General features: G+C 65.0%; 21 protein-coding genes. 12 read left to right on the forward strand and 9 right to left on the reverse strand.

Annotated elements, in window-relative coordinates:
- Positions 1 to 275 precede the first annotated feature (275 nt).
- Positions 276 to 542, reverse strand: coding sequence for a sel1 repeat family protein (locus EN786_RS06370; protein WP_127283016.1), 267 nt, complete (start codon positions 540 to 542; stop codon positions 276 to 278).
- 434 nt (positions 543 to 976) lie between these two features.
- Here EN786_RS06370 and EN786_RS06375 point away from each other — a divergent pair, with 434 nt between their 5' ends.
- The 5 genes from EN786_RS06375 (at position 977) to EN786_RS06390 (ending at position 4,694) form a co-directional block, all read left to right on the forward strand.
- The gene (locus EN786_RS06375) at positions 977 to 1,318 is read left to right on the forward strand and encodes a DUF2147 domain-containing protein (RefSeq protein ID WP_127283015.1); all 342 of its coding nucleotides are present in this window, start codon (positions 977 to 979) and stop codon (positions 1,316 to 1,318) included.
- Positions 1,319 to 1,500: 182 nt separating this feature from the next.
- Positions 1,501 to 1,653: a hypothetical protein gene (locus tag EN786_RS37635; RefSeq protein ID WP_187331195.1), complete on the forward strand. Its 153-nt coding sequence runs from the start codon at positions 1,501 to 1,503 to the stop codon at positions 1,651 to 1,653.
- 32 nt (positions 1,654 to 1,685) lie between these two features.
- Complete coding sequence (locus tag EN786_RS06380) at positions 1,686 to 1,883, forward strand: hypothetical protein (RefSeq protein WP_127283014.1); 198 nt, start codon at positions 1,686 to 1,688, stop codon at positions 1,881 to 1,883.
- A gap of 199 nt (positions 1,884 to 2,082) precedes the next feature.
- Positions 2,083 to 3,543: an AMP nucleosidase gene (locus EN786_RS06385; protein WP_245493415.1), complete on the forward strand. Its 1,461-nt coding sequence runs from the start codon at positions 2,083 to 2,085 to the stop codon at positions 3,541 to 3,543.
- Between the two features lie 113 nt (positions 3,544 to 3,656).
- Positions 3,657 to 4,694: an endonuclease/exonuclease/phosphatase family protein gene (locus EN786_RS06390; RefSeq protein WP_245478441.1), complete on the forward strand. Its 1,038-nt coding sequence runs from the start codon at positions 3,657 to 3,659 to the stop codon at positions 4,692 to 4,694.
- An 18-nt stretch (positions 4,695 to 4,712) separates the two neighbouring features.
- On the opposite strand, the gene EN786_RS06395 is transcribed toward EN786_RS06390, so the two are convergent.
- Both EN786_RS06395 and EN786_RS06400 read right to left on the reverse strand, forming a co-directional pair.
- Positions 4,713 to 5,312 carry a DUF922 domain-containing protein gene (locus EN786_RS06395; protein ID WP_127283012.1) on the reverse strand — a complete coding sequence of 200 codons (600 nt, stop codon included), beginning with the start codon at positions 5,310 to 5,312 and terminating at the stop codon, positions 4,713 to 4,715.
- A gap of 218 nt (positions 5,313 to 5,530) precedes the next feature.
- A complete protein-coding gene (locus EN786_RS06400; RefSeq protein ID WP_127283011.1) occupies positions 5,531 to 7,210 on the reverse strand; it encodes an electron transfer flavoprotein-ubiquinone oxidoreductase in 1,680 nt (559 codons plus the stop codon).
- Between the two features lie 197 nt (positions 7,211 to 7,407).
- Between EN786_RS06400 and EN786_RS06405 the strand changes: the two genes are divergently transcribed.
- The 3 genes from EN786_RS06405 (at position 7,408) to EN786_RS06415 (ending at position 9,926) form a co-directional block, all read left to right on the forward strand.
- Positions 7,408 to 8,052 (forward strand): hypothetical protein, encoded by a 645-nt coding sequence (locus EN786_RS06405; RefSeq protein ID WP_128274051.1) that lies wholly within the window; start codon positions 7,408 to 7,410, stop codon positions 8,050 to 8,052.
- Between the two features lie 47 nt (positions 8,053 to 8,099).
- On the forward strand, positions 8,100 to 9,017 hold the full coding sequence (locus tag EN786_RS06410; RefSeq protein ID WP_135908079.1) for a uracil-DNA glycosylase: 918 nt from the start codon (positions 8,100 to 8,102) through the stop codon (positions 9,015 to 9,017).
- A 96-nt stretch (positions 9,018 to 9,113) separates the two neighbouring features.
- Entirely contained in the window at positions 9,114 to 9,926 is an 813-nt protein-coding gene (locus EN786_RS06415) for a helix-turn-helix transcriptional regulator (RefSeq protein ID WP_127311879.1), read from the forward strand.
- Here the strand turns inward: EN786_RS06415 and EN786_RS06420 are convergent, their stop codons facing one another.
- Both EN786_RS06420 and EN786_RS06425 read right to left on the reverse strand, forming a co-directional pair.
- Entirely contained in the window at positions 9,927 to 10,904 is a 978-nt protein-coding gene (locus EN786_RS06420) for a DMT family transporter (protein ID WP_127311880.1), read from the reverse strand.
- Positions 10,901 to 13,207, reverse strand: a complete 2,307-nt coding sequence (locus tag EN786_RS06425) for a xanthine dehydrogenase family protein molybdopterin-binding subunit (protein WP_135908081.1) — start codon at positions 13,205 to 13,207, stop codon at positions 10,901 to 10,903. Before EN786_RS06425 ends, EN786_RS06420 begins: the two co-directional genes overlap by 4 nt.
- Positions 13,208 to 13,363: 156 nt before the next feature.
- Here EN786_RS06425 and pepN point away from each other — a divergent pair, with 156 nt between their 5' ends.
- Complete coding sequence (gene pepN, locus EN786_RS06430; protein ID WP_127310079.1) at positions 13,364 to 16,009, forward strand: aminopeptidase N; 2,646 nt, start codon at positions 13,364 to 13,366, stop codon at positions 16,007 to 16,009.
- 78 nt (positions 16,010 to 16,087) lie between these two features.
- On the opposite strand, the gene EN786_RS06435 is transcribed toward pepN, so the two are convergent.
- Complete coding sequence (locus EN786_RS06435; RefSeq protein ID WP_127310080.1) at positions 16,088 to 16,459, reverse strand: hypothetical protein; 372 nt, start codon at positions 16,457 to 16,459, stop codon at positions 16,088 to 16,090.
- A 229-nt stretch (positions 16,460 to 16,688) separates the two neighbouring features.
- On the opposite strand from EN786_RS06435, the gene EN786_RS06440 reads away from it, so the two are divergent.
- The 3 genes from EN786_RS06440 (at position 16,689) to EN786_RS06450 (ending at position 19,815) form a co-directional block, all read left to right on the forward strand.
- A complete protein-coding gene (locus EN786_RS06440; RefSeq protein WP_127310081.1) occupies positions 16,689 to 19,010 on the forward strand; it encodes a PAS domain-containing sensor histidine kinase in 2,322 nt (773 codons plus the stop codon).
- 110 nt (positions 19,011 to 19,120) lie between these two features.
- Positions 19,121 to 19,381, forward strand: a complete 261-nt coding sequence (locus EN786_RS06445) for a type II toxin-antitoxin system Phd/YefM family antitoxin (protein ID WP_127310082.1) — start codon at positions 19,121 to 19,123, stop codon at positions 19,379 to 19,381.
- Positions 19,378 to 19,815: a type II toxin-antitoxin system PemK/MazF family toxin gene (locus EN786_RS06450; RefSeq protein ID WP_127310083.1), complete on the forward strand. Its 438-nt coding sequence runs from the start codon at positions 19,378 to 19,380 to the stop codon at positions 19,813 to 19,815. The genes EN786_RS06445 and EN786_RS06450 overlap by 4 nt, the downstream gene beginning before the upstream one ends.
- Positions 19,816 to 19,866: 51 nt before the next feature.
- On the opposite strand, the gene EN786_RS06455 is transcribed toward EN786_RS06450, so the two are convergent.
- The 3 genes from EN786_RS06455 to EN786_RS06465 form a co-directional block, all read right to left on the reverse strand.
- Positions 19,867 to 20,346, reverse strand: a complete 480-nt coding sequence (locus tag EN786_RS06455; RefSeq protein WP_127310084.1) for a hypothetical protein — start codon at positions 20,344 to 20,346, stop codon at positions 19,867 to 19,869.
- 143 nt (positions 20,347 to 20,489) lie between these two features.
- Positions 20,490 to 23,459: a bifunctional [glutamine synthetase] adenylyltransferase/[glutamine synthetase]-adenylyl-L-tyrosine phosphorylase gene (locus tag EN786_RS06460; protein ID WP_189340461.1), complete on the reverse strand. Its 2,970-nt coding sequence runs from the start codon at positions 23,457 to 23,459 to the stop codon at positions 20,490 to 20,492.
- Positions 23,459 to 24,934, reverse strand: a complete 1,476-nt coding sequence (locus EN786_RS06465) for a HAMP domain-containing sensor histidine kinase (protein WP_127310086.1) — start codon at positions 24,932 to 24,934, stop codon at positions 23,459 to 23,461. The genes EN786_RS06460 and EN786_RS06465 overlap by 1 nt, the downstream gene beginning before the upstream one ends.
- Position 24,935 lies beyond the last annotated feature (1 nt).

Raw genomic sequence — 24,935 nt, forward strand, 5'->3', positions numbered from 1 at the left:
GACCATTTCATCCTTCGCCTGGCATGTCTTGGCGCATCGCCGGCACTCGATTGGGCCTGTATTGTATCGCGGACCGCTTGAAAGCCAAAAGCCGCGCCGGCCTTGTTCCGGCCGGTCGCGGCTTTTTGCCAAACGAGCTTTCCCGAACGCCCCCGCGCCCGAAACCCCACTCGCTTCCCTGTCTTTCTTTTCGTCCGGCCGTATTGTGCGGCCTTGTCCCTGTGCCGGCCGTCTTGCGCGGCCTTGGCCCGAAGCGTTTCCGCCCTTGTTGTCTGTCAGTGCATCGTCATCCATTCGCGCGCTTCGCGCAGCGCCCTGGCGATCTCGGCCTTGGACATCGCCGCCGACAGTTCCGAGCGCAATTCGGCGGCGCGCACCGAACCCTTGATGGCGGCGATGTTGAACCATTTGTGGGCGGCGACGACGTCGGTCTCGCAATCGCGGCCGGTCGCATACATCATGCCCAGTTCGAAAAGAATGTCGGCCTGGGCAGTTGCCCCTATGGCGCCGAAGCCGGCTTCAAGCATTTCAAAACGTGCCATTTCAATCCCCTGTCTGGCTCCCGAGAGCTGCCTCCTTCTGTCCCTTGGTATCCCTCGGGGGGCTGCTCTTTCGATGCTTTCGAGGATGAAGCCGAGCCTTGAATCCGTCGTTAAATGGCGTGCTTAATTTGAAGAAAACAAAGCTAAAACAAGAGGTAAACACTGAAATTCGTTAAGCATACAAAGCCCGCAGTTCAGCCTGTTTGCGGCAAATTTGACGAAAACTTCGAACGGTCCGGTCAACACTCCGCTAACCACGGGAACCAATGGCAATGAAGCTGTCCGTTCATTTCGCGTTGAAAGGTGGCGGCAAAATCCTGCAACCTTCCCCGGCGGCACCGCTTTTGTTTTGCCGGAAGCTGAACTAGCTTACGTTTGCGTAAGGGTTAGGAAGGCGGGACGGCGCCCCACCGGAACCTATAGGGAGGACAGACATGTTTCGAAAAGTGAGCCTGGCCGTGGCGGCCACCTTGATCATGGCCGGCGCGGCCTTTGCCGATCCGATCGAGGGCAACTGGAAAACGCAGTCCGGCGAGACGGCGGCGATCGGCGGCGGCGGCGCGTTTGCCATCACGCTGAAGACCGGCAAGTTCGCCGGCAAGACGATCGGCTCGCTCAAGGCGGCCGGCGACAACAAATATGCCGGCAGCATAACCGATCCGGAAACAGACAAGACCTATGCCGGCAAGGCGACGCTTTCGGGCACGTCGCTCAAGATGAGCGGCTGCGTGTTCGGCGGCCTGATCTGCAAGAGCCAGACCTGGCACAAGCTCTGATCTGCGCCTCGCCGCAATCACCTGACGACGGGGCCCTCGTGGCCCCGTTTTCATTTTCTACCCGGCCGATGCGCCGCCTCAAAACCCGTCAACGAACTTGAACCGCAGATGAATGCCGGCATCAGAGCCGGTTCAGCGGCGCTCGGGCATTCTCCTTGGCATTGAAGGAGAGGACCAACGCAATGCTCGCCCGCCGCTTCACCATCGTCTGCCTGCTGATGAGCCTGTTTGGCATGCTTTTCGCCGTCCTGGTGGCCGAGACAGGCCGCCCGGCCCGGGCCTGGGACGCTGCCAATTCCTGCCGGCCGAACTGCATGAACCATTTCAACCGCTGAACCGACAAACCCTCAAAAGAGAAGCTACGATCATGGACCGCATCATCACCACCAGCGCCCTGAAGGCCCTTCGGCTCCTGCCGCGGGCGGCGCTCATCCTGGTGCTGCTCGCCGCCCCGGTGCTGGCGGTGCCGATGATGCGCGCCGATACAAGCGCGACGATCGAAGCGCCGTCGCCGAAGAAGTCCGGTGTCGGCTTTGTCCTGCTGGTCGCCCTGCAGCGCGGGTGAGGTGCGTCGATATTCAGGGGATGCCGGCCTGCAACTCGGCGCGGCCTGACCTGAATCTCAACACACCTTGAACCTTGGACGAACAAAATCGGCGCTCACGCTGTGTTCCGGCTTGGCTCCCCCTCCCAACCGCTCTTCCAAGTCTCTATATTGAGCCATGGAAAAGCGAATCTACCCCCAAGCCATCGAATCTGTCGTCATGCCTGAGCCTTTCGGCAGGCAGAGTTTCAACGACGCCAGAAAAGCGGTCGCCGCGCTTCAGGTGCTCTACGACCGCAACACCAAGTTCCTGCGCGATTCCTTCGCGGCACTGGCCGCCGGCGGCGACAACAACAAGCGCTACCGGGCCTTCTATCCCGAGATCGGCGTCACCACGACGTCGTTCAGCCAGGTCGACTCGCGCCAGGCCTACGGCCACATGCCGACGCCCGGCCATTTCTCGACCACGGTCACCCAGCCGATGCTGTTCGAAAACTATCTCGTCGAGCAGCTTCGGCTGATCATGCGCAATCACGGCGTCCAGGTGACGGTGTCGGAATCGACCACGCCCATCCCGCTGCATTTCGCCTTCCTGGAGGGCACCTATGTCGACGGCACAGCCGCCGAGCGCATCAAGCGGCCGATCCGCGACCTGTTCGACGTGCCCGATCTCGACGGCACCGATGACCAGATCGCCAACGGCACGTTCGAAGTTGCCTTCGGCGAGCCGCGGCCGCTGGCGCCGTTCACGGCGCAGCGCATCGACTATTCGCTGCACCGCATGACGCACTACACGGCGACCAGCCCGCAGCATTTCCAGAATTTCGTGCTGTTCACCAACTACCAGTTCTACATCGACGAATTCGTCGCCCGCGCCCGCGAGCTGATGGAGAGCGGCGGCGGCGGATACGCCGAATTCATCGAGCCTGGCAATGTCATCACCCATGCCGGATCGAGCGTGCCCTCCGAAGGCGCGCCGCCGCAGCGCCTGCCGCAAATGCCGGCCTATCATTTGAAGAAGCCGAACCATGGCGGTATCACCATGGTCAATATCGGCGTCGGCCCGTCCAACGCCAAGACGATCACCGACCATATCGCGGTGCTGCGACCGCATGCCTGGGTGATGCTCGGCCATTGCGCGGGCCTGCGCAACACGCAGGCGCTGGGCGACTATGTGCTGGCGCATGCCTATGTGCGCGAGGACCATGTGCTGGACGACGATCTGCCAGTCTGGGTGCCGATCCCGCCGCTGGCCGAGATACAGGTGGCGCTGCAGGAAGCGGTCGCCGAGGTCACCGGGCTTTCGGGCTACGACCTCAAGCGCATCATGCGCACCGGCACCGTCGCCACCATCGACAACCGCAACTGGGAGCTGCGCGACCAGCGCGGGCCGGTGCAGCGGCTGTCGCAGTCGCGCGCGATCGCGCTCGACATGGAATCGGCGACCATTGCCGCCAACGGCTTCCGCTTCCGCGTGCCCTACGGGACGCTGCTTTGCGTTTCCGACAAGCCGCTGCATGGCGAATTGAAGCTGCCGGGCATGGCGACCGAGTTCTACAAGCGGCAAGTGGCGCAGCACCTGACCATCGGCATCAAGGCGATGGAGAAGCTGGCCGGGATGCCGATGGAGCGGCTGCATTCGCGCAAGCTCAGGAGCTTTTCGGAGACGGCCTTCCAATAGCCGGCCAGCCCTGAAACCCTCGGCGAGGCAATGCGTCGTCTTGATCGCGCCGCAATTTCGCGGATAAGCAGGCCGGACGGATCGCCGGCGGTATTCAGCAGACCACGACTTCGATGAGAACAAGCGGCGCGCGCCCGAACATGGTGGCTGGGGTGACATTCCTGGCAATGATGGCGTTCTCGGCCGCTCTGGTGGCCGGGTTTTTCGGCACGCTGCATCCGGCCTTCGATTCCTTCTCGCATTTCCGCGTCCATCTCGCCGTGCTGGTCGCGCTCCTGGCATTGCCGCTGCTTGCCTCGTCGTTTCGCCTGCAGGCGGCCGCGGCGTTATTGTTTGCCGTCGCCAGCTTCGCCACCACGCTCAGCACGCTGCCCAGGCTGTGGCCAGTGCAGGCGGTCGCCAAGCCCGCCGACCAGATCGTCTACAGCCTGCTGCAGATGAATCTGCGCTACGACAATCCGACGCCGAAGAAGGTGCTGTCGCTGATCGGCCGGACCAATCCCGACGTGATCACCCTCGACGAGGTGTCGGAGATGTGGACGACCGAGCTCGGCTACATCACCAGCGCCTATCCCTACCGGATCCTTTGTCCCTATCCCAACGGCGTGTTCGGCGTGGCGCTGCTCTCCAGGCGTCCATTCGCCGCCGGGACCGAGCCGCATTGCGAGCGGCGCGGGGCGATGGCGATCGCGAGCGTCGACTTCGGCGGTGTCAGCGCCGATGTCGCCGCGATCCATCTCAGCTGGCCATGGCCGCGCGAGCAGTCCTGGCAGATCGGTGAACTCTCGGAGCAGCTCGCCTCGCTTGGCGAGACGGCCATCATGGCCGGCGACTGCAACGCCGTGCCGTGGAGCGCGGCGGTGCGGCGTGTCGCGGCGCTCGGCAAGCTCACCGTCATGCCGTCGGCCGGACCGACCTGGATGTACATCAAGCTGCCCGATGTCCTGCGGCGCTTCGCCGGCCTGCCGATCGACCAGGTGTTCAGCAAGGGCGGGGTGACGATCCACTCGGCGACGCGGCTCGAGGAAACTGGCTCCGATCACCTTCCGGTGCTGGTGGAGTTTTCGCTGCGGGCGGAAGAGAAGAAGCCCGACGACGAGCATGAGACCGCACTTGCAGCCATGGCTCGGTTCGGCAAGACGCGTGGTTAGCGCGACGTTCCCATCCGCTCAGGGCTTGGTCAAACCATCCACCAGATGCTCGACATGGCCGCCGTCGCGATGCTCGCGGGCGTCGAAAGCGTTCTGCTTGGCCTCGTATTCGGCATAGATGGCGTTGATGCGGCGCCTTGCCTCCTGGCGGGTGCCGGTGCAGAACCAGTTGTCGGCACGCTTGAGCCCACGGACCGACTTCGCGGTGGCCTGCATCATGCGCCTGGCGATGCGGCCATGCGTCTCCTCATGCGCACGGACGCCGGCGAAGAACCGCTTCCAGCGGCGTTCGAGCGCGGCACTGGCCGGCTGCGCCAGACGCGGATAGGTGTAGGTGAGGTCGAGCACGCCGTCGGCCTGCCGCAGGTGGCAGACCCCGTCGGTGCGGCTCATGGCGAGATCCCAATTCACCGTGTAAGCAGTGTCCGCGATGGCGCGAGTCATGAAGCCGTGCTTGGGGCCCTTGCGGTCCATTGCCTCGACCAGGGCGGCACCCGTCGTGCCCGCGATGTCGTATGTCCGCGTCTTGACCAGCAGCTTGGTGCCGGCCGATGCCGCCGGGGTTAAGCCGCACAGGCTGCCGACCGCTGCAAGGCATGCCAGGACCGCGAGGCGCATGGCCGTCCCTCCACTTTCAGGAAAGGGAACCACAAGCCCGCCGCGGTTTCAACAGGCCCGTTACATACCCTGACAAACCGGCCCCTCGCCGGCTCTTCGTTTGGGCGGCGGGCGAGACGGCCCGGTCGGGCCGCCGCTCTCACATGCCCTGATAGACCGGGCCTTCGCCGGCTCTTCGTTTGGGCGACGGTCGAGACGGCCCGGTCGGGCCGCCGCTCTCACATGCCCTGATAGACCGGGCCTTCGCCGCCTTGTGGCGGCACCCAGTTGATGTTCTGGTTGGGGTCCTTGATGTCGCAAGTCTTGCAGTGGACGCAGTTCTGCGCGTTGATGACGAAGCGCACGTCCTTGGCGGAAGGATCGGCAGCCGCATTGCCATCCTTGTCGACCCACTCATAGACGCCGGCCGGACAGTAGCGCGTCGAGGGTCCGGCAAAGACATCGTGCTCGGAGCGCTGCTGCAGTGCCGCGTCGCCGACGATGAGGTGGACCGGCTCGTTCTCCTCGTGATTGGTGTTGGACAGGAACACCGAGGAGAGCCGATCGAAGGTCAGCACGCCATCGGGCTTCGGATAGGCGATCTTCTGATGCTTGGTGGCCGGCTCCAGCGTCGCGTAGTCGGCCTTGCCGTGCTTCAGCGTGCCGAAGGGCGAGAAGCCGAACAGCGTGTTCAGCCACATGTCGAGGCCGCCGAGGCCGACGCCGATGATGGTGCCGAAGCGCGACCACAGCGGCTTGACGTTGCGCACCTTCTTCAAATCCTTGCCGATGTCGGTCGCGCGCCACGCGGCCTCGTAAGACGCAAGCTCGTCATTGGCGCGGCCGTCGGCGATCGCTTGCGCGACATGTTCGGCCGCCAGCATTCCCGACAGCACCGCATTGTGCGAGCCCTTGATGCGCGGCACGTTGACGAAGCCGGCCGCGCAGCCCATCAGCACGCCGCCCGGGAAGGACAACTTCGGCACCGACTGCCAGCCGCCTTCGGTGATGGCGCGCGCGCCATAGCCGATCCGCTTGGCGCCCTCGAAAGTGCCCTTGATCGCCGGATGCGTCTTGAAGCGCTGGAACTCCTCGAAGGGCGAGAGCCAGGGGTTCTTGTAGTTGAGATGGACGACGAAGCCGACGGCCACCTGGTTGTCTTCCAGATGATAGAGGAAGGAGCCGCCGCCGGTCTTCATGTCGAGCGGCCAGCCGAAGGAATGCTGGACGAGGCCAGGCTTGTGGTGCTCCGGCTTGACCTGCCAGAGTTCCTTCAGGCCGATGCCGAACTTGGCCGGCTCGCGGCCATCGGAAAGCTTGTATTTGGCGATCAACTGCTTGGCGAGCGAGCCGCGCGCGCCCTCGCCGATCAGCACATATTTGCCCATCAGCGCCATGCCGGGCGCGTAACCAGGACCCTGCGTACCATCCTTCTCGACGCCCATGTCGCCGGTGATGACGCCGGTGACGGCGCCGGCATCGTTGTAGACGAGGCTTGCGGCGGCAAAGCCCGGATAGATCTCGACGCCCAGCGCCTCTGCCTTGGTCGCCAGCCACCGGCAGACATTGCCGAGCGAGACGATGTAGTTGCCGTGATTGTTCATCAGCGGCGGCATCAGGATGTTGGGCAGGCGGAAGGAGCCGGCGGGGCCAAGGACCAGGAAATGATCATCGGTCACCGGCGTCTTGAACGGGTGCCCTTCCTCCTCGCGCCAGCCCGGCAGAAGGCGGTCGACGCCGATCGGATCGACGACGGCGCCCGACAGGATGTGGGCGCCGACCTCGCCGCCCTTTTCCAGCACGACGACGGAAAGCTCGGGATTGACCTGCTTCAGGCGGATCGCCGCGGCGAGGCCGGCCGGACCCGCGCCGACGATCACCACGTCGAATTCCATGCTCTCGCGTTCGATATCGCTCATCGACCCCTCACTGGCTTGCCGCGCTTTCCCGCATTGTGCTGGCTCATGCGCTGCATAGCGCATCAATTCGCGACGGGAAACCGGCGCTTAACGGACAAAGCCGATTTCGACAAAAAGTCGCGCCCGGCAGGCAAGAACCATTTCCCTCAACGTTTTTCAATTGTTCCATGGCTTGCTTATCGGCAATACTTCGCGCCATGCGCACGCCTGAGCCATCCGGCTTCTCATTGACGCGCTTCTTCTCCACGCCCGGCCAGCTTTGCCGCGCGGTTCTTCCGCTCCTCTCGCTGCTGGTCCCGACCGCGGCCGATGCCGATCCGCAAAAGGTGTGGGCGACCGGCGCCTATTCCTTTTCCGACGAGCTCGGCGGCTTCCACATCACCGGCGCTTCCGGCATCGGCACCAAGGAGGATCCGATCGTCATCACCGAAGAGCTGAATTCGGCAACGCCGGTGACGCTGACCATCCGCACCACCAAGCCGATCGAGGCGTTCGGCAAGGCCGGCGAGGTCGCCAACGGCATCATGTACATGCGCATCAAGGCCCTCAACAATAGCGGCCAGGCCTGGGTGGAATTCCAGTTCGAGCTGCAGGAGATCCTCGACCAGCCGAGCGTGTTCGGCGACGGCCTGTCCTTCGACCAGCGCAACAAGTCGCCCGACAACATCGTGTCGAGCAACTTCGCCGACTTCGACCGCGACTTCGAACCCTATGACCGGCTCCTGTTCAAGAACGGCAAGATCGACCCGCTGAAGACGGGCAGCTTCGAATTCCTGATCACCGACTACACGCCGCGCTGGACGTTCTACTTGGTGCAAGACCCGCGCATACCGACTGGCTGACGCAGCCCAACCTTGCAAATCGCCGCCGCCGGGACGATGGTGGCGCCATGATTGCCGCCTCCCCCAACACCCCCGCCGAGATCGCCGAGCTGCTCGCCTTCTATGCCAGCGCCGGCGTCGACGAGGCGCTGGAGGATGCGCCGATCAACCGCTTCGCGGAGGTTCGGCCGAAGCAAGCCGAGCGCGCGTCGGCACCGGCCGCGCGCGAAAGCACGGCTCCGGAACGGCCAGCATCGGAGCCAGGCCCCGACGCCAACAGAGCGCCGCAGCGGCCTGCGGCAGCGCCCGGGCTCGACGCAAGCAAGGTGCCGGACGCGCCGGCGCGCTCGATGCCGGCAACCGCAGCGGTGCCCGACGAAGCGCAGGCCCTGCTGGCGCGGCAGATGGCGGCGAGCGCCTCGACGCTTGACGAGCTTCGCCAGCACATGGCGGGTTTCGACGGCTGCAACCTCAAATTCACCGCCAAGAACCTGGTCTTCGCCGATGGCAACCCGAACGCGGAGCTGATGCTGGTCGGCGAGGCGCCGGGCCGCGACGAAGACCTCGAAGGCCTGCCCTTCGTCGGCCGCTCCGGCCGGCTGCTCGACCGCATGCTGGCGGCAATTGGCCTCGACAGGAATTCGGCCTACATCGCCAACGTCATCCCCTGGCGGCCGCCGGGCAACCGGACGCCGACGCCGCACGAAACCGAGATTTGCCGGCCGTTCATCGAAAGGCAGATCGAGCTGGTCAATCCGAAAGTGCTGGTCAATCTCGGCGGCCCCTCGGCCAAGACCCTGCTCAACACCACCGAGGGAATCTTGAGGCTGCGCGGCAACTGGCGCACGCATTCGACGGCGTCCGGCACCGTCATTCCGGCGATGCCGACGCTGCATCCGGCCTATCTCTTGCGGACGCCGGCGCACAAGAAGCTGGCCTGGCGGGATTTTCTCGAGGTGAAGGCGAAGCTGCGGGCGTTGGGGTGAAGCGCGCTCCCTTTTCCCACAGGGGAAGACGGGAAAGCAGCGCCATAACCTCCCAGGTAATTGAATTACTCCCCTCCCCGCCTTAGTCCTTCCCCTATGACCACATCCGAAATCTCTGCCGGCAGCCTCATCCGCGAGTGGCGCGCGCGCCGGCGCATGAGCCAGCTCGACCTTGCCATGGAGGCCGATATCTCGCAGCGGCATCTCTCCTTCGTCGAAAGCGGCCGCGCCCAGCCCTCGCGCGAGATGGTGCTGCATCTTGCCGAACAGCTTTCAATCCCGCTCCGGCAGCGCAACCAACTGCTCTTGGCGGCGGGCTTCGCGCCGAGCTTCAGCGAGAAGCAGCTCTCCGATGCCGCGCTCGCGCCGGCAATGGCGGCAGTGGAGACGGTGCTCCGGGGCCACGAGCCGTTCCCGGCGCTGGCCGTGGACCGCCACTGGAACCTCGTCTCGGCCAATGCGGCAATCGCCCCATTCCTCGCCGATGTTTCCGAGCCGTCGCTGCTTGCGCCGCCGGTCAATGTGTTGCGGCTCAGCCTGCATCCGGGCGGCGTTGCGCCGCGCATCGTCAACCTCGCCGAATGGCGGGCACATCTGCTCGAACGGCTGAAGCATCAGAACGACGCCATCGGCGACCCGGTGCTGATCGAGCTGGAACGGGAATTGCGGGCCTATCCGTCCGGGCTGAAGAGCGCACGGCCGGCCCCGGTCGAGCCGAGCGGTATCGTGCATCCGCTCCGGCTGGCGCATGGCGATCAGGTGCTGTCCTTCATCAGCACGATCACCGTCTTCGGCACGCCGCTCGATGTCACGCTGTCGGAATTGGCGATCGAATCCTTTTTCCCGGCGGACGAGCAGACGCGGTCGACGTTGGTGCGGCTGGCGAAGGAGCGGGCCGAGCGGTCTTGATCACCCCTGCGGCGGCGTCGCCCTTCTCGTTCGCGTGCGTTCAAGCCCAAGCTGGCGTTCGCGCCAGATGATGAAGATGCCGGCCGCCACGACGATCAGACCGCCGGCCAGCGTGTTGAGCGATGCCACATCGCCGAACACCAGATAGCCGACGACGACGCCGAGGATCATCGAGGTGTATTCGAAGGGCGCCACGACCGAGGCCTCGGCGTGACGGTAGGCCGAAGTCATCAGGATCTGGCCGAGCCCGCCGCAAAAGCCGGCGACAACCAGAAGGGCGGCCTGCGTCGGCGTCAACGCCTGCCAGCCGAAGGGCACCGAAAACAGCGCCATGACGCTCGCCGTCACCGAGAACCAAAGCACGATCGTCGCCGTCTTCTCGGTCTGGACGAGGTTGCGCACCAGAAGCATGGCGACGGCCGAGATCGCGGCGGCGGCGAAGGCGGCGATGACGCCCAGCAACTCCTGGTCATCGAGCGCCGCGCCCGAGCGCAGCAGCGTCAGCTCCGGCCAGGAGATGATCAGGACGCCGACCAGGCCGACAGCGACCGCGCTCCAGCGGTAGACGCGGATCGCCTCGCCGAGGAAGATCGAGGAGAACACCACCACCAGCAACGGCTGCGCGTAGTTCAGCGTGATCGCTTCGGGCAGCGGCAGCCTGGTCAGCGCGAAGAAGCCGAGCCCCATGGCGCCGACGCCGACAAGGCCGCGCGCGACGTGGTTGAACGGCCGTTTCGTGGCGAATGCCGTGGCCAGATGCCCCCTGGACGCCAGGAAGGCGATGATCGGGAAGATGGCGAAGAAGGAGCGGAAGAAAACGATCTGCCCGGCGGGCACATCGCCGGCCGCCTTGATGCAGGTCTGCATGCCGACAAAGACCGCCACCGAGACGATCTTCAGCGCGATGCCCCGCAGCGTGCTGTGGTGGCCGGCGTGTCCGCCGTCGCCTTCCGGCTCCGCTCCCGCCCCGGCGCTCACTTTGGCGATGCGTCCCGGATCGCCGCCCAGATGCGCGCCGGCGTGGCCGGCATCTCGATGTGGCGGATGCCATAGGCGCGCCAAAGCGCGTCGGTCACCGCATTGAGCGCGGCCGGCGTGGCGCCGATCGTGCCGGCCTCTCCTGCCCCCTTGATGCCCAGCGCATTGGTGGTCGAAGGCACGTTGCGGGTCTCGAAGTGGAAGAACGGGAAATTGTCGGCGCGCGGCATGGCATAATCCATGAAGCTTGCCGTCAGGAGTTGGCCGTCCTCGCTATAGACGGTGTTCTCGGTCAGGGCCTGGCCGATGCCCTGGACGACGCCGCCATGCACCTGGCCGGCAAGCAGGATCGGATTCACGGTGACGCCGAAATCGTCGACGATGGTGTAGCGCAGGATCTCGGTGGCGCCGGTGTCGGGATCGATCTCGACCTCGCAGATATGGGTGCCGTTGGGATAGGTGCACTCGTCCTGGACAAATTCGCCAAAGCCCTTGAGGTCGTCCGGGGTTTTCGCCGCCCTGGCGACGCCGGCGAAATCGATCGCGCGATCGGTGCCGACGATGCGGGCGACGCCGCCGGACAGTTCGATGTCACTGGCCGAGGCTTCGAGCTCGTCGGCTGCGATGCGCCTGATCTTGTTCGCCAGATCCTCGCCGGCGCGGGAGGCCGAAACACCGCCGAGCGGGATCGAGCGCGAGCCGCCGGTACCGCCGCCAGCCTTCAGATCGTCGGTGTCGCCCTGGCGGACATGGATCTTCTCGATCGGCAGGTCGAGCTTCTCCGACAGGAACTGCGCATAGGCCGTAGCATGGCCCTGGCCGTTGGTCTGCGTGCCGATCTTCAGCGTCACCGTTCCATCGCCGTTGAGCTCGACAAAAGCCGGCTCGGAGCCCGGGAAGGCGCAGGCCTCTATATAGGTCGCCATGCCGATGCCGCGGATCCTTCCCGCCACCTTCGACTGTTCGAGCCGCTGCGGAAACGCCTTCCACTCCGCCCGCTCGATGGCGCGGTCCATGTGGCCGGCGAACTCGCCGGTGTCGTAGAGGCGGCCGGTCTGGGTGCGATATGGGAACTGCTCGGGGCGGATGAAATTGCGGCGGCGGATCTCCTCGACCGGCAAGCCCAGATCGTGCGCGCAGGCATCGACCAGCTTCTCCAGCAGCAGCGCCGCTTCCGGGCGGCCGGCGCCGCGATAGGCATCGACCGGACAGGTGTTGGTGTAGAGCCCGGTCACCGAGACGTCGATCGCCCCTATGTCGTAGACACCTGTCGACATGGTGACTCCGACATAGGGGATGAACGGACCATATTGCGAAACATAAGCGCCGATATTGGCCAGCAGCTCGACCTTCATGCCGAGGAAGCGGCCGCCCTTGTCGAGCGCCATCTCGGCCTTGACGACATTGTCGCGCCCCTGGGCGTCGGTGAGGAAATGCTCGGTGCGATCGCCGGCCCATTTGACCGGCCGTCCGAGCCGTTTGGCGGCCTCCAGCACCAGCGGATACTCGCGATAGACGAAGGCCTTCGGGCCGAAGCCGCCGCCGACATCCGGCGTGATGATGCGCAGCTCGCTCTTCTTGATCTTGAACAGCTCGGCGATGATGTACTGCATCGAATGCACGCCCTGCGACCCAGTGGTCAGCACGAAGCGGCTTTCGGCCACGTTCCATTCGCCGATCGCCGAACGCGGCTCCATGTAGTTGCACACCAGCCGGTTGTTGATGAATTCGATGCGGGTGATGTGGGCGGCCCTGGCGAAGGCAGCCGCGGTCTTCTGCTTGTCGCCAATATGGTAGTTGAAGGCGCGGTTGGAGCCGAGTTCTGGCCAGACCAGCGGTGTGCCTTCATCCAGCGCCGTGGCGGTGCCGGAAGCGGCATCCTCGCTGTCATAGTCGACCTCGATCAGCTCGGCCGCGTCCTGCGCCAGCGCGCGGCTGTCGGCGACGACGAAAGCCACCGCATCGCCGACATAGTTGACCCTGTCGCCGCACAGGATCGGGATGTCGCGGGTCGGCGCCCTGGTGCCGTCGGGCTGGCGCTGCATGACGCCAGATTTGAGCTTGCCGAGATGGGCGATGTCCTTGCCGGTCAGCACAAGATGCACGCCCGGCGCCGCTGACGCCGCTTCGGTGGATGTGATGGTGAAGCCCGCCTTGGCGACAGGCGAGCGCAGCACATAGCCATGCAGCAGGCCGGCCGGCTTGATGTCATCGGTATAGCGGCCCTCGCCCTTGAGGAAGGCCTGGTCTTCGCGACGCAACACGGAGGCGCCCATGCCGAATTTCGGTGTGACGACGGTCATGGATGCCTCGCGATGACGGTGGGGGGATGGATGCCTGAAATAGGCATAGGCGCAGTTTTGTCGAGTGACCGTTTCGTGTAAAGAGCGCGAACCTCGAATTTTTTGGACCAGCGGGCCCGTTTGCCGCGCCGGGAACAGACAGGAAAACCCTTGGGAATGCGCACCGATACCGGCCATGTCTTCAAGCTCGAAGACTATCGCCCCAGCGACTATCTTATTTTGCAGACCAGCCTTGTTTTCCGCCTTTCCCCCGAGGCCACCTGCGTCATCGCCACGCTCACCATCGAGCGCCGCGAAGGCGTTGCCGCATCGGCGCCGCTGGTGCTCGACGGCGACGGGTTGACGCTGCTCGGTATTGCCATTGACGGCCGTGACCTCCAGCCGGGGGACTACGCGGCGACGCCGGACGAACTCGCCGTCCTGAAGCCGCCGGCCGCCTTCCGCTTCGAGCTGGTGCTGGAAACCGAAATCGCGCCGGCGCGCAACGAAGCGCTGATGGGACTCTATCGCTCCAGCAACGTCTATTGCACGCAATGCGAAGCCGAGGGTTTTCGGCGCATCACCTATTTCCTCGACCGGCCTGACATCCTCTCGGTCTACACGGTGCGCATCGAGGCCCCGCACAACGAAGCGCCGCTGCTGCTCTCCAACGGCAATCCTGTCGACAGCGGCGCGCTCGCCGATGGCTGGCACTATGCGGTCTGGCACGACCCCTTCCCCAAGCCCTCCTATCTGTTCGCGCTGGTGGCCGGCGCGCTCGGCAAGGTCGCCGACGGCTTCACCACGCTGTCCGGCCGCACGGTCGAGCTCGGCATCTATGTCGAGCCGGGCAAGGAACGGCTCGCCGGCTATGCGATGGACGCGCTGAAGCGCTCGATGAAATGGGACGAGGAAGCCTTCGGCCGCGAATACGACCTCGACGTCTTCAACATCGTCGCCGTCTCCGACTTCAACATGGGCGCGATGGAGAACAAGGGCCTCAACATCTTCAACGACAAGTATGTGCTGGCCGACGAGGAGACTGCGACCGATGCCGACTTCGCCAATATCGAGGCGATCATCGCGCATGAGTATTTCCACAATTGGACAGGCAACAGAATCACTTGCCGCGACTGGTTCCAGCTCTGCCTGAAGGAAGGGTTGACGGTTTACCGCGACCACGAATTCTCCGCCGACCAGCGCTCGCGGGCGGTCAAGCGCATCGCCGAGGTGCGCACGCTGCGCGCCCACCAGTTCCCCGAGGACCAGGGGCCGCTGGCGCATCCGGTCAGGCCGCGCCGCTACCGCGAGATCAACAACTTCTATACCGCGACCGTCTACGAGAAGGGTTCGGAAGTGGTGCGCATGATCCGCACGATCCTCGGCGCCGAAGCGTTCCGCGCCGGCATGGACCTCTATTTCGAGCGCCATGACGGAGAGGCGGCGACCATCGAGGATTTCCTGAAAGTGTTCGAGGACGCCTCGGGGCGCGACCTGTCGCAATTCGCGCTTTGGTACCATCAGGCGGGCACGCCGAACCTGACCGTCAGTTCCTCGCACAACGCACGGGCAAAGGAGTTCACGCTGGAGATCGAGCAGTCGGTGCCGCCGACGCCGTCGGAGAGCCGCAAGCGGCTGATGCACATTCCGCTCGGCTTCGGTCTGGTCGGTGCCGGCGGCAAGCCCGTCTCTTACGGTGACGTCGAGGGCGCCACCGTCGAGGACGGAGTCATTCACGTCCGCAAGCGCCGGCATGTCGTGCGCTTCACCGGCGTCGCCGAGCGCCCGGCGGTGTCGCTCAACCGCGGCTTCTCGGCACCGGTCACGCTGTCGGTCGAGCAGAAGACCGACGACCAGTTCTTCCTTGCCGGCCATGACAGCGACAGTTTCTCGCGCTGGCAGGCCTTCAACACGCTGCTCACTGATGCGCTGATCGCAGCCTTCCGCCAGGTGCTCGGCGGCAAGCCGCCGGCCTTTGCCCAGCGGCTCACCGAACTTGCCGGCAGGATCGCCGCCGACGAGACGCTGGAGCCGGCCTACCGGGCGCTGGCGCTTTCGCTTCCGGGCGAAGCCGACATCGCCCGCGACATCGGCAAGGGCATCGATCCCGACGCCATCTTGGCCGCCCGCGAGGCGCTGGCACTGGCCATTGCCAGGGCGAACCGGGAAAACTTCACCGGCCTCTACGAGCGGCTTGCCGACAAGGGGCCATTCAGCCCCGATGCGGCGAGTGCGGGCCGGCGGGCGCTGCGCAACATCCTGCTCGACTACCTGGCGCTGCTGCCGGAAGGCGCCGCGCTTGCGGCAACTCACTTCCGCTCCGCCAGCAACATGACCGACCGCGCGGCCGCGCTGACCGTGCTGGCGCACCGCCATGCCGGGTCGGCCGAAGCGCAACAGGCGCTGGCCGATTTCGAGGCCAAGTACCGCAACGATGCGCTGGTGATGGACAAATGGTTCCAGATCCAGGCCGGCGTGCCCGGCTCGAAGACCGTCGAGACGGTGCGCGCGCTGACCGGGCATCCGGCCTTCTCGATGGCCAACCCGAACCGTGTGCGCTCGCTCATCGGCACCTTCTCCAGCGCCAACCAGACCGGCTTCCACCGCGCCGACGGCGAAGGCTACCGCTTCTTCACCGAGACCGTGCTCGAGGTCGAGAAACGCAATCCGCAGGTGGCGGCCAGGCTGGCGACCGCGTTGCGCTCCTGGCGCTCGCTGGAGCCGGGGCGCCAAGCCAAGGCCAGGGAGGCGCTGCTTGCGATCGCCGCCGCTCAGAATCTGTCGGCCGACCTCAGAGACATCGTCGAGCGGACGCTGGCGTGAGGTTGTTCAAGTGACTGTGGACCGCAGTATGCTTGGCTGGCGGCTAATGCGTGCCAAGCCGCTGGGCAACTGGTATCCTTATTTTGGCTTACCGTTCCACCAAGGTGGTCCGTCGTCCCATTGCAGGCGCGGGAAATACCGTAAGATGCTAGACTCGTCCGTCTGGTTAAGTGCGTCTATCTCTTCCTGCGTCTGAACCGGTAGTAGCGTCGAATACATCTTATCGCCACCCCCACCCCAGCCGATCTCTTCATAAAATTCGTACAAATAACGCTGCCCGCACTCCCGGCATCTGAACAATGCTCGCATGAAGTGACTGCTGTCTTCATAGGTCTCGACCCTTTCGAACAGCTCCGATAAATTTCTCTGGAGATGCTCGGGATGCTCCCACAGCATACACTGGACTGGGCTGCTCAACCTGACGCTCTGCGTCGGTTCATGTTCGGTCATCACAATTCCTGCGGACATTGGACCGGCGCATCGCACGCCACGCCCCATGATGTCGCGAAAGTGGGCTCCACGAAAGCCCTGCCCCGCGAAACCCAACATTTCAATCAATTTTTAATCTTTTTTGGCCGCGCCTCTGGACAAGGCGAATCACCTTTGATTCTTTAATGACGATTCGGACGTGCGGCGTAACCGGATCATCAAGCAGAGGGAATTCGGGGAGTAGCCATTTATGGCCAAGGCGGACGCGTGGGGCGCGCCCGGAGGGAAGGCTTTTGAGCGTCGCAAGGCGCGGCGCGACGGTCTTGCCGGCAATACGCGGCTGATCGCCGAACCCGCCTATAGGCGGCTGCTGGCGGCCGAGCCTTGGCTGCGCCGCTCGATCCCTGCCCTCATCATCATCTTCCTGATCGTCATCGCCGCGCTGCGCGTCCTGTCGCTGATGAACGAGCGCGACGAGGTCGAGCGCGACGCCAAGGCAATCCTTGCGCTGGCGGTGGGCCAGATGGCGAGCGCGATCGCCGCCGACCCGAATGCGGCCACCGTCAGCGCGGCGGACCTGATGGAGAGCGCCGGCCGCCAGGGCGCCATGGGCCGCAGCCATGTGCTGGCGATCACCGACGGCAGCTTCAAGATCATCGCCGTGTCGCCGCTGTCGAGCGGCTGGCAGGGGCGTTCGCTGGACAGCCTCGTTCTCGGCGGCCAGCCGCTGTTCATGTTCGGCGAGCGCGCCGGCGTCATGGAGGTCAGCATCGGCGGGCAGGACTGGTACGCGGCGGTGAGCTTGACGGCCAGCCGCAAGAACGCCGCCGCCGCTCTGGTGCCGAAAGACGCAGTCTTCGACAGCTGGCGCAAGACGGTCTCGCTCAACGTCACCCTGTTCGTGCTGACGGCCGGCGTGCTGATTATCATCCTCTACGCCTATTTCGGCCAGGCGGCGCGCGCCCAGGCCGCCGACCGCATTTACCTCGAGGCGCATCAGCGCATCGACATGGCGCTGGTGCGCGGCCGCTGCGGCCTGTGGGACTGGGACATGGTGCGCGGCAAGATGTACTGGTCGCGCTCGATGTACGACATGCTGGGTTACGAGCCCTGCGACACGATGCTGTCCTTCGGCGAGGTCGACGAGATCATCCATCCCGAGGACGGCGACCTGTTCGAACTCGCCAACCGCATCGTCGAGCGCGAGATCGATCATATCGACCAGGTGTTCCGCATGCGGCACGCCGACGGCCAATGGGTATGGATGCGCGCGCGGGCCCAGGTGATCGACCCCGAGGCGCCGGAGATCCAATTGATCGGCATCGCCGTCGACGTCACCGAGCAGCGGCATCTCGCGCTGCGCTCGGAGGCGGCGGATCTGCGCTTGCGGACCGCCATCGAGAACATCAACGAATCCTTCGTGCTGTGGGATGCCGCCGAGCGGCTGATCATGTGCAATTCCAAATACCAGAAGGACAACGGCCTGTCGGACCGCGACGTGATGCCGGGTGCCGTGCGCGCCGTGCTGGAGGAGCGGATGCTGGCCTTCGCCTCGGAGCGCAGGCTGGCCAACGCCAACGGTCCGCAGGGCGGCTCGACATTCGAGCGCCAGCTTGCCGACGGCCGCTGGCTGCAGGTCAACGAATTGCGCACCAGGGACGGCGGCACCGTCTCGGTCGGCTCCGACATCACCCAGATCAAGCTGCACCAGGAAAAGCTGGTCGACAGCGAACGACGGCTGATGGCGACGATCCACGACCTCAGCCTCGCCCGCCGGGCGGAAGAGGAGCGCGCCAGGGAACTGGTCGAACTCAACCGCAAATACATGAAGGAAACCGAACGCGCCGAGGCGGCGAACCGGGCGAAGTCGGAATTCCTGGCCAACATGTCGCATGAGCTGCGCACGCCGCTCAACGCCATCATCGGCTTCTCCGAACTGATGGAACAAGGCCTGTTCGGGCCGCTCGGCTCGCCGCGCTACGAGGAATATGCCACCGACATCAACGGCAGCGGCAAGTACCTGCTCGGCGTCATCAACGACATACTCGACATGTCGAAGATCGAGGCCGGCCAGTTCTCGATGGACCGCGAGGAGATCGACCTCTGCCCGCTGATCAAGGAGACGGTGCGCGTCATCTCGCTGCAGGCGGCGGAGAAGTCGATCACGGTGGAGACCCGCATCGCCGATGCGATGCGGCTGTTCGCCGACCGCCGCGCGATCAAGCAGATCGCCATAAATCTGCTTTCCAACGCCGTGAAGTTCACCGGTCAGGGCGGGCACATCTCGGTGCGGGCGCGCAGCGCTTCAGGAGCGCTGGTTCTGACGATCGAGGACAATGGATGCGGCATCCCCAAGGCGGCGCTGAGCAAGCTCGGCCGGCCGTTCGAGCAGGTGCAGAACCAGTTCTCCAAGAACCATGCCGGGTCGGGCCTTGGGCTCGCCATCTCGCGCTCGCTGGCCGAGCTGCAGGGGGGCGCGTTGAAGATCCGCTCGACCGAAGGCGTCGGCACGATCGTGTCGGTGCGCATCCCGCTGAAGAAGGCGACGCCTTCGGTAAAAGCTGCGGCCTGAAGACTGCACAACCCAGCCAGACAATCCATAGGCCTGCAAACCGGCGAGCCGCCACCGTCCTTGAAAAAGTTATCTACTTTATCTATTATGGATAAAGATAGGATTTTGACATGCGAGTGACCTCAACAGAATTCCAACAGAATGTCGGGCGTTTCCAGGACGCCGCCCAGCACGCGCCGGTCGCCATAACCAAGAATGGCCGGACCCACACGGTGCTCCTCTCGGCAACAATGTTCGAAATCCTGCTCAAGGGACGCGTCGCGCGCCCGATCGAGGAGTTGGACGACGAGACACTCGAGGCCATCGCCAAAAGCGCCGTCCCTTCCCAATATGATGAGCTCGATGCGGTGCTCAAAGATTGGGCGCCGTGAGTCTACCCAAGCCTGTTCCAGGCCTGGTCGTTTCCTACTCCTACCTCTGGGCTCATGAAGACAGAAAGGGTGCTGAGGAAGGCCGCAAGAACCGGCCCTGCGCAATTGTCGCCGCCCGCCAGATGGTGGAAGGTCGCGAAGTGGTGACCGTTGTTCCCGTCACGCACTCGGCTCCGGCCGACCCTGCCGATGCGATAGAGATACCTGCCCCACTGAAAGCCCATCTCGGTCTCGATGACATGCCTTCATGGATCGTTGTGAGCGAAACCAACGATTTCCTGTGGCCCGGCCCCGATCTCAGGCCCATCGCAGCAGGCCATCCCTCCCGTTTCGACTATGGCATGCTGCCGCCTCGCTTCTACGCCTATCTGCGCGAGCGGATCTTAGAGGCCCATGCGAGGCGAAAGCTTCGCAGGATTCAGCGCACCGAATAGCTGGACCATGCGGCTCCGGCGGCTTGCGTCGCCAAAGCCGCCGGGCGCGCCTCACTGCACGCCGTCGTCGCCGTCCCCGCCGTCCCACTGCCGATGACGTCCGAAGCGGCCGCCCTTCGGCAGTTCGCCCTTTTCGATCTTGCCGTCATTGTTCCTGTCCAGCATGGCGAACAGCTTCTTCTGGCGGCTCGTGATGTCGTCTGCGGTCAGCGTGCCGTCGCCCCTGGTGTCGAAGCGCGCGATGATGCGCCTTGCCATGCGCTCGAAGCGCGCCTTCTCCAGCGCGTCGGCGAGCTCGCCGACAGTCAGCTTGCCGCCATTCTCGGCGACGAGCTTCTTCAGCCGCGAGTCCATGGCGTCGGAGAACTGGTCGAAGGTGATGGCGCCGTTGGGGCCCTTCAGCGCCTCGTCGAGGCGCTGCATCATGTCGTCACGCATTTTGGCGCTGGCATTGTTTTCGGCATAGGCCGTGGTGCCGACAGCGCCCGCGAGCGCCATGAAAGCAAGGGCAAGCTTGGTAGACTTTCTCATGGTCTTCTCCTGTTGCATCGTCACCCCCGATGCCAGGACGGCAACCTCTCAATCAGATTCAGGCCGCCATCCATCTCTTTGTTCGAGCATCGGATTTCCTCCGCATCGGGCTCGACGCTCTCGCCGTAACATTCATCCCTTCGTCATGAGTTCTTAGCACGCAGCAAGAGGTCGAAATCCTGTCTGACCTTTCGCGACGTCTCCTTGAGATGCGCTTCCAGAACAGCGAAATCCGGCAGGTCGGTCACCGCCAGAAGCAGATCCGAGAGCCCCGGCGGCACGTCGTCGCGCTGGAACTCACCGGTGAGGCAGAGCCTGATCATCTGGGTCAGCGCGAGATAGAGCGTGTAGGCATCGCACAGCTGCTGCCTGACATCGGCGCCGGCGAAATCGGGAGAAAGCCGCGCCAGGATGTCGGCCGTCGCGGTCACCCTGCGGCCGGCCTCGACGACATGGCCGGTGAGCACCGCCACCTGGGCGATGAATTCGAGATCGATCAGGCCGCCCGGGATCAGCTTGATGTCCCAGCGGTCGCGCGGCGGCTTTTCCTTCTCGATCAGCGCGCGCATCTCCGACGCCTCGGCCACCACCTTGGCGGCGTCGCGCTGCAGGGCCAGCACGGCGGCCACCTCCGTCTCCACCTCGGCGCAGAGTGCGGCGTCACCGCCTATGGCGCGCGCCCGCGCCAGCGCCATGTGCTCCCAGGTCCAGGCGTCCTGGCGCTGGTACTTCTTGAAGGCATCGACGTGGGTGGCGACCGGCCCCTTGTTGCCGGAGGGGCGCAAGCGAAGGTCCAGCTCGTAGAGCACGCCCTCGGCCGTGGGGGCCGAGACGGCCGCAATCAGGCGCTGCGTCATGCGGGTATAGTAGTGGGAGGGCGCAAGCGGCTTGTCGCCGTCGGACTCCTCCGCGTCCGGATCGTGGTCGTAGAGCAGGATCAGGTCGACATCGGAGCCCGCCGTCAGCTCGCGGCTGCCGAGCTTGCCCATGCCGAGCAGCGCCACCGTGCCGCCGGCGATGCTGCCGTGGCGCAGCGCGAATTCGGCGATGACCGCCTGCAATGCCGCCTCGATGGTGAGATCGGCAAGGTCGGAAAAGGCGCGGCCGGCGCGGGCCGGATCGATGGCGCCGGCAAGCAGCCTGACGCCGATCAGGAATTTTTGTTCCGAGGCAAAGATGCGCAAGCGATCGAGCACGTCCTCGTAGGCGCGGTCGCCCTCGATGAAAGCGGCGAGCCGCGCCGAGAGATAGGCGCGGTCGGGCAGTTCGGCGAGCAGAGCCGGATCGAGCAGGCCGTCGAAGACATGCGGCCGGCGCGTGATGATGGCGGCAAGCCTCGGGGCGGCGCCCATGATCGTCGCCATCAATTTCAGCAGCGCCGGGTTGGATTGCAGCAGCGAGAAAAGCTGGATGCCGGCGGGCAGGCCGGCAAGGAACTCGTCGAAGCGCATCACCGCCTCGTCGGCCCGCCGCGTCTGGCCGAAAGCCTTGAGCAGCGCCGGCGTCAGTTCGGTCAGCCGCTCGCGCGCCTCCGCCGACAGGGTGACGCGGTAGCGGCCGAAATGCCAGCCGCGAATGACGCGGCAGATGTCGCTCGGCCGCTGGAAGCCGAGGCGCTGCAAAGTCTGCAGCGTATCGGGATCGTCGACGTCGCCGGTGAAGACCAGGTTGCCGACGCCGGCCGAAAGTTCCGGCGCGGTCTCGAACAGCGCCGCGTAATGACGCTCGACCTGCTGCAGCGAGGCGCGGAAGGCCTCGGCGAAGCTCGGCTGGTCGACAAAGCCGAGCATGCGGGCGATGCGCTCCAGCCCCTCGTCGCTCTCGGGCAGGATATGGGTCTGCTCGTCCGCGACCATCTGGATGGCATGCTCAACGCGGCGCAGGAACCAGTATTGCCGGGCGAGGGCATCGCGCGCGTCGGCGGTGATCCAGCCGCGGGCGGCAAGCTGGCCGAGCATCGGCACCGTCTCGCGGCCGCGCAGTTCCGGGAAGCGGCCGCCGGCAATCAACTGCTGCGTCTGGACAAAGAACTCGATCTCGCGGATGCCGCCGCGGCCGAGCTTGACGTTGTGGCCCTTGACCGCGATCTCGCCATGGCCCTTATGCGCATGGATCTGGCGCTTGATCGAGTGGACGTCGGCGATTGCCGCGTAGTCCATGTATTTGCGCCAGACATAAGGCTGCAGCTCTTTCAGGAACGCAGCGCCCGCGGCGAGATCGCCGGCCACCGGACGCGCCTTGATCATGGCGGCGCGCTCCCAGTTCTGGCCGCGCCCCTCATAGTAGTGAAGCGCCGCCTCGACCGGTATCGCCAGCGGCGTCGAGCCGGGATCTGGCCGCAGCCTCAAATCGGTGCGGAAGACATAGCCATGCTCGGTGCGGTCCTGGAGGATCCGCACGAGGCGGCGTGTGAGGCGCGCAAACAATTCCGTCGCATCGAGCGGATCGACGATCGCCGGCGCGTCGGGATCGAAGAAGACGACGAGGTCGATGTCGGACGAAAAATTCAGCTCATGCGCGCCGAGCTTGCCCATGCCGAGCAGGATCCAGCCCGACTGGCGCGCCGGGTTTTCGGGGTTGGGCAATCTGAGCTTGCCCTGCCCGTGCGCGTCGCGCAGCAGGAAATCGACGGCGGCGCGGGTGCAGGCGTCGGCGAGGTCGCTGAGGCGCCGCACGGTCAGCGCTGGCTCGGCCTCGCCGGCGAGATCGGCCAAGGCGATCAGGAAATGGGCTTCCGTCTTGCACTGCCTAAGCTCCATCATCAGGCTCTGTTCGGAGACCGTCTCGGCCCGCGCCGCCTTGCCAATGGCCTCGCCGATCGCCGCCAGCCGAGCCTTCACATCGGCGTCGAACAAGACATCGAGGATTTGCGGGCGGCGGCGCGCCACATCGCGCAGGAATGGCGACAGGTCGAAGACGGCGGCCAGGAGGTCCTGGTCCACGCCCTCGGCCGCCAGGAATGTTTCCAGGCGGGCAAGGCCTTCTTCCGCGGCCGCCGAAGCGATTTCCGACAATTCGCGCCTTGCGCGATCTGCGTCCAGCGGCAAAAGCGTTGCCGCCGGTTGCAGGCGCCATTCGGTATCAATGCGTTTCGCAGCCATCCTCACCGCCATCATTGGTTCGCCCGTGCGGGAAAACTCATGATAACGGACAATCCGGGATTGGCGGGCAGAAGATCAAGCCTGCCCTTGTGGAAAGTCATGATCGCCTTGGCGAGGCTCAGGCCCAGGCCCGACCCTGGCTGCGAGCGGCTCTTCTCCAGCCGCACGAAGCGCTCGGTCACCCGGGCGCGATCGGCATCGTCGGGAATGCCCTGGCCATTGTCCGTGACCGACAGCCTGACTTCCCTGTCGATGTGCTGTAGCGCCACGCGAACGGACGGCTTCGTCGTCGAGTCGGTCGAATATTTGATGGCATTGTCGACGATGTTCGAAAGCGCCTGGCCGATCAGTTCGCGATTGCCGTTGACGGCGAAATCCTCCTCGACGGAGGTCTCGATTGTCACGCCAGCCTCTTCGGCCACCGGCTCGTAGAGCTCGACGACGTCGCGGACGGCTGCCGCAAGATCGACCGGGCTGGTGGTCTCCGAGGAATAGCCGGCCTCCAGCCTGGAGATCATCAGGATGGCGTTGAAGGTCTTTATCAGCTGGTCGGATTCGGCAATCGTGCTTTCCAGCGCCTGCCGGTAGTCGGGGGTCCTTTGCCGGCCGGCAAGCGTTGCCTCGGCGCGGTTGCGCAGCCTGGTCAGCGGCGTCTTCAGATCATGCGCGATGTTGTCGGAAACCTGCTTCAGCCCCTCGTTCAGCTTGGCGATCCTGGCCAGCATGGCGTTGAGGTTCTCGGACAGGCGATCGAACTCGTCGCCGGCGCCAGTGACCGGGAGACGACCGGTAAGGTCGCCGCCCATGATGCGGCGGCTGGCCTCGGACACACTGTCGATGCGCTTCAGCGCGGCGCGCCCGACGAAGAACCAGATCAAGAGCCCGCCAAGTCCCATCATGCCCAGCGCCAGCATCAGGGCGCGGCGGATGACGGCGCGGAAGCGCTCGGGCTCGCCGAGGTCGCGGCCGACCAGCATGATCATCTGGTTGGGAAGTCTCAGCACCAGCGCGATCGCGTTGTGGCCCTTCTCGCCCTCGGCCTGCGTCTCGCTCTCGCCGGCCGGGGGCGTGGTCTGGTCGGGAGCCTGATTGCGCTGCCGTTCGAGCTCGCCCTCGCCGAAGCGCTGGTATGAGAACGGCTCGGTCGTCCAGCCCTCGGTCTCGATCACCCCGGGCGCCAGGCTCTGCACGTTGCCGGTCAGGATCTGGCCGTTGGTGTCGGCGATGAGATAGAGATTGGCGCCGGGCTGGCGGGACCGGGCTTCGACGACGCGCACCAGCACCGGCAGCCCGCCGCGCTGATAGGCGCGGGCAAGCCCGAGCACCTCATCGTTGATGGTCTCCTGCGTCTGCGCGGTCAGCATGCGCGCCGACAGCGAGGTCATGTAGAAGACCAGCAGCACGGCGCACAGGGCGAAGAGCAGGAAATAGAGCGCCGAGAGCCGCGCTGCCGTCGTCCTCATGATGGCGGGCACGGACAATGCCATG

It is taken from the genome of Mesorhizobium sp. M4B.F.Ca.ET.143.01.1.1 (assembly GCF_004792275.1).
Classification (GTDB): Bacteria; Pseudomonadota; Alphaproteobacteria; order Rhizobiales; family Rhizobiaceae; genus Mesorhizobium; species Mesorhizobium abyssinicae.

Bases quoted from the DNA above. Each gene is read 5' to 3' on its own strand.
- EN786_RS06370 (WP_127283016.1), bottom strand. From the start codon at position 542: ATGGCACGTTTTGAAATGCTTGAAGCCGGCTTCGGCGCCATAGGGGCA.
- EN786_RS06375 (WP_127283015.1), top strand. From the start codon at position 977: ATGTTTCGAAAAGTGAGCCTGGCCGTGGCGGCCACCTTGATCATGGCC.
- EN786_RS37635 (WP_187331195.1), top strand. From the start codon at position 1,501: ATGCTCGCCCGCCGCTTCACCATCGTCTGCCTGCTGATGAGCCTGTTT.
- EN786_RS06380 (WP_127283014.1), top strand. From the start codon at position 1,686: ATGGACCGCATCATCACCACCAGCGCCCTGAAGGCCCTTCGGCTCCTG.
- EN786_RS06385 (WP_245493415.1), top strand. From the start codon at position 2,083: ATGCCTGAGCCTTTCGGCAGGCAGAGTTTCAACGACGCCAGAAAAGCG.
- EN786_RS06390 (WP_245478441.1), top strand. From the start codon at position 3,657: ATGAGAACAAGCGGCGCGCGCCCGAACATGGTGGCTGGGGTGACATTC.
- EN786_RS06395 (WP_127283012.1), bottom strand. From the start codon at position 5,312: ATGCGCCTCGCGGTCCTGGCATGCCTTGCAGCGGTCGGCAGCCTGTGC.
- EN786_RS06400 (WP_127283011.1), bottom strand. From the start codon at position 7,210: ATGAGCGATATCGAACGCGAGAGCATGGAATTCGACGTGGTGATCGTC.
- EN786_RS06405 (WP_128274051.1), top strand. From the start codon at position 7,408: ATGCGCACGCCTGAGCCATCCGGCTTCTCATTGACGCGCTTCTTCTCC.
- EN786_RS06410 (WP_135908079.1), top strand. From the start codon at position 8,100: ATGATTGCCGCCTCCCCCAACACCCCCGCCGAGATCGCCGAGCTGCTC.
- EN786_RS06415 (WP_127311879.1), top strand. From the start codon at position 9,114: ATGACCACATCCGAAATCTCTGCCGGCAGCCTCATCCGCGAGTGGCGC.
- EN786_RS06425 (WP_135908081.1), bottom strand. From the start codon at position 13,207: ATGACCGTCGTCACACCGAAATTCGGCATGGGCGCCTCCGTGTTGCGT.
- pepN (WP_127310079.1), top strand. From the start codon at position 13,364: ATGCGCACCGATACCGGCCATGTCTTCAAGCTCGAAGACTATCGCCCC.
- EN786_RS06435 (WP_127310080.1), bottom strand. From the start codon at position 16,459: ATGACCGAACATGAACCGACGCAGAGCGTCAGGTTGAGCAGCCCAGTC.
- EN786_RS06440 (WP_127310081.1), top strand. From the start codon at position 16,689: ATGGCCAAGGCGGACGCGTGGGGCGCGCCCGGAGGGAAGGCTTTTGAG.
- EN786_RS06445 (WP_127310082.1), top strand. From the start codon at position 19,121: ATGCGAGTGACCTCAACAGAATTCCAACAGAATGTCGGGCGTTTCCAG.
- EN786_RS06455 (WP_127310084.1), bottom strand. From the start codon at position 20,346: ATGAGAAAGTCTACCAAGCTTGCCCTTGCTTTCATGGCGCTCGCGGGC.
- EN786_RS06460 (WP_189340461.1), bottom strand. From the start codon at position 23,459: ATGGCGGTGAGGATGGCTGCGAAACGCATTGATACCGAATGGCGCCTG.
- EN786_RS06465 (WP_127310086.1), bottom strand. From the start codon at position 24,934: ATGGCATTGTCCGTGCCCGCCATCATGAGGACGACGGCAGCGCGGCTC.